At 68.0% G+C, this 3068-nt stretch carries 2 protein-coding genes and 1 pseudogene; all 3 read right to left on the reverse strand.

The genetic code is table 11. The features are described 5' to 3' along the window. Positions 1 to 205, reverse strand: a pseudogene (locus HUK84_RS13625) (hypothetical protein); the annotation flags it as partial. Then, a complete protein-coding gene (locus HUK84_RS13630; RefSeq protein ID WP_176640773.1) occupies positions 205 to 2574 on the reverse strand; it encodes a TonB-dependent receptor in 2370 nt (789 codons plus the stop codon). The gene HUK84_RS13630 and the pseudogene HUK84_RS13625, both read right to left, overlap by 1 nt. 167 nt (positions 2575 to 2741) lie before the next feature. Next, positions 2742 to 3068: LysR substrate-binding domain-containing protein (locus HUK84_RS13635; RefSeq protein ID WP_246285676.1), on the reverse strand; the 327-nt coding region annotated here is incomplete at its 5' end.

Below are 3068 nucleotides of genomic sequence, written 5' to 3' on the forward strand. Positions count from 1 at the left end.
GCCAGCGCGCGCCGGAGGCGTCGGCGGCGTGCAGCGCGCCCTCGGGGTCGGGGAAGCATAATCCGCCGGGACGGCGGTCCGGGGGCAGGGATTCCCAGGCCGCGATGCGGTCGAGCACCGACTGCATCGCCTCACGCGGGGTGAAGCGGCCCGTGCGGTAGCCGTCCAGCAGGCCGGCCGTGTCGAGGGCGTGAAGTGCGGTCATCAGAAGCTGGCTCCGAGCCGGATGCCGTAGGTGGCGGGCATGCCGGCGAGCGCGATGTCGTCGCCGACCAGGAAGAAATTGCGTTCGATGTCGTAGCGCTTGTCGAAGATGTTGTTGCCGAAGGCGCTGAGGCTCCAGTGCCCCGCATGCGGCGCGAAGGAGGCGGTGGCGCCCCAGATCGTATAGCCGGCGACATTGTAGAGCGGGCCGAACAGCGAGCGATAGGTGCTGCGCAGGCTGTAATTCATGCCCAGACTGAGATCGTAGCGGCCCCAGGCCCAGCGATAGGTGGCCGAGCCGTTGAAGGTGAGCTTGGGGGCGGGCAGGGCGTCGCCGCGCCGGTTCTGGTAGATCGGGTAGAAGACGTTGCCGACCCGGTAGTCGCTGTAGACGGCCTGGAACCGGTCGAACTGTCCCACGGCCCAGCCGCCGGACTGGGTGAGCAGCAGGCCGGGCAGGGGCGACCAGTCGGCCTCGAACTCGCCGCCGGCCAGGTGCGAGCGTGGGGCGTTGACGATGGCGCCGATCAGTCCGGCCTGCGCATTGACCGCGGCGCCCAGGATCTGTTCGTCCCGATAGTCATAGTAGAAGGCGGAGACGTTCAGGCGCAGATGGGCGCGCGGGATGTCCAGCTTGTTGCCGATTTCGTAGGCCAGCAGCTTCTCCGGCTGGTAGGGGTTGGAGGAGGCGTAGGCGTTGGACGTGTTGTAGGTGGTGAAGCCGCCCGAATTGATGCCCTGCGAGATCGAGACATAGAGCATGTCGGTCCGCGACGGGGTGTATTGCAGTTCGACCTTCCATGACGGCAGGGTGTAGAGCAGCGAGCGCCTGCGCACGACATTGCCGGGATTGGTGACGTTGCCGGCGTCGTCGAAGGAAAAGGCGCGGTAATCCTGCAGATCGCGGGCCTCGTGCTCGAGCCGCAGGCCGCCGGTCAGATGCAGGTTGGGCGTGATGCGCCAGGTCGCCTGGCCGAAGCCGCTGACGGTGTTGACGATCTGGCTGTAGAAGACGCCCTGGTCGACGTGGAAGGCCTCTTGAAACCCGGAAAGATACTGATCGGCGAGATATTCGTTGGCGTAATAGAGGCCGGCGATCCAGTTGAGCCGGTGGTCGCCCCTGGAGACCAGGCGGAGTTCGTCCTGGAACACGTTGGAGCGGGTGTTGAAGGCGACGTCGGCGACGTTCAGCGACGAGGCGTCGAAATTGTCGTATTCGCGCCGGCTGCTGACATCGTAGCCGGCGAGGTTGCTGAGGGTGGCGAAGGAGAAATCCTGGTCCAGGCGGATGCTGGCGCCGCCGACGTCGATATGGTGATAGGGCTTCTGGTCGGGACGGATGCCGGCCAGGGCGGCGAATTGCGGCGACGTGCCCCAGCGGGTGATGTCGCGCGCGCTGTCCGCGGGGAAGACCGGGCCGCCCGGATTGTAGGCGGCGATCGTGGTCAGGGGCGCGTAGAGATGCAGGCCGGCGGCGTCGGAGCGGTCGAGGCTGCCATGCAGGTCGATCCGCGCCTTGAGCGTGTCGGCCAGTTGTATGTCGGTCAGCAGGCGCAGGGCGGTGCGGTCGACATTGCCGAGATGCAGGCCGGTATCGGTATATTGCCAGGCGCCGCCCTGCTGGCTTTCGCCCGCGAGGCGCATGCGGATGCCGCGCGCCACCGGACCCGAGACATATCCGTCATATTTCTGGGCCGCGAAGGAGCCGTACTGGACGGTGGCGCCGGCGGCGAACCGGTCGGTCGGCTGGTTGAGCACGTAGTTGATGGCGCCGCCCGTGGTGTTGCGGCCATAGAGCGTGCCCTGCGGGCCGCGCAGGACCTCGACGCGGGCGACATCGAACATCAGCCCGTTGGTGGCGTAGGGGATCGGGTTCGCGACCTCGTCGATATAGACGCCGACCGGGGAGGCGTTGCCCGAACCGTAATCGTTGAAGCCGACGCCGCGAATGGTGAAGGAGGGCTGGCCCGAGCCGAATTGCGGCGTCACCTGCAGCGAGGGGGTGAGATATTGCAGGCCGAATACGTCATTGACGTTGCGGGCCGCCAGTTCCTTTCCGCTGAGCACGCTGACGGAAATGCCGACATTCTGCGCGCTCTGGCGCCGCCGTTCGGAGGTGACGGTGATCTGTTCCAGCGCGCCGGCGGGCGGGCTGGCGGAGGTGCTGGAGGATTTCGCCGGTTTCGGCGGGAGCGTGTGGTGCGCGGGCGCCGCTCGGGAGGGCGTGTGGGGAAGCGTCTGGGGAAGCGTCTGGGGGGCCTGCCGGGCATGGGCCGATTGGGAGGCGAGGGCAGTGCCGGCGAGCAGGCCGAGCAGGTGGCCGGCGGCGCGCCAGGCGGTGCGGGGGGCGGGGACGGATGGCGCGGTCACGGGTGGGCCTCCGGCTGGGGTGGGATTTCGATCCGTTGATGCAACGATAGCGGAGACGGGCGGGCGGGGCGGAGTCCGAATTTGTGTCGGGCGTGTATCGTTTTGCGTGACACTGCCGATCGTCCCTTGTGCCAGTCGTCCCTTGTGTCAGTCGTCTCTTGTGCCGTTCAGACCGGGGGGCGGCGGTCATCGGCCATGACGCGTTCGATCGCGCGCATGAGGGCACGGGCCGCGAAGGGCAGGCGGCGGCCGGGCTGGCAGGCGATGTCGAGCGTAGTGTCGATGGCGCAGTCGGCGGCGAGCGGGACGGCGCGCAGCAATCCGGCGTCGATTTCCCTGCGGCAGCAGGACGGAGGGAGGACCAGGACCGCGGCGTCGCGGATCGCCAGTTCGCGCTGCATGTCCAGCGAGGCGGTGACGAAGACCGGGTCCAGCCGCACGCCGATGCGGCTGGCGGCGCGCTCGAGCCACTGGCGCAGCCCGAAGGACGGGTC

The organism is Nguyenibacter vanlangensis, from assembly GCF_013376155.1.
In the GTDB taxonomy this organism is placed as follows: Bacteria; Pseudomonadota; Alphaproteobacteria; order Acetobacterales; family Acetobacteraceae; genus Gluconacetobacter; species Gluconacetobacter vanlangensis.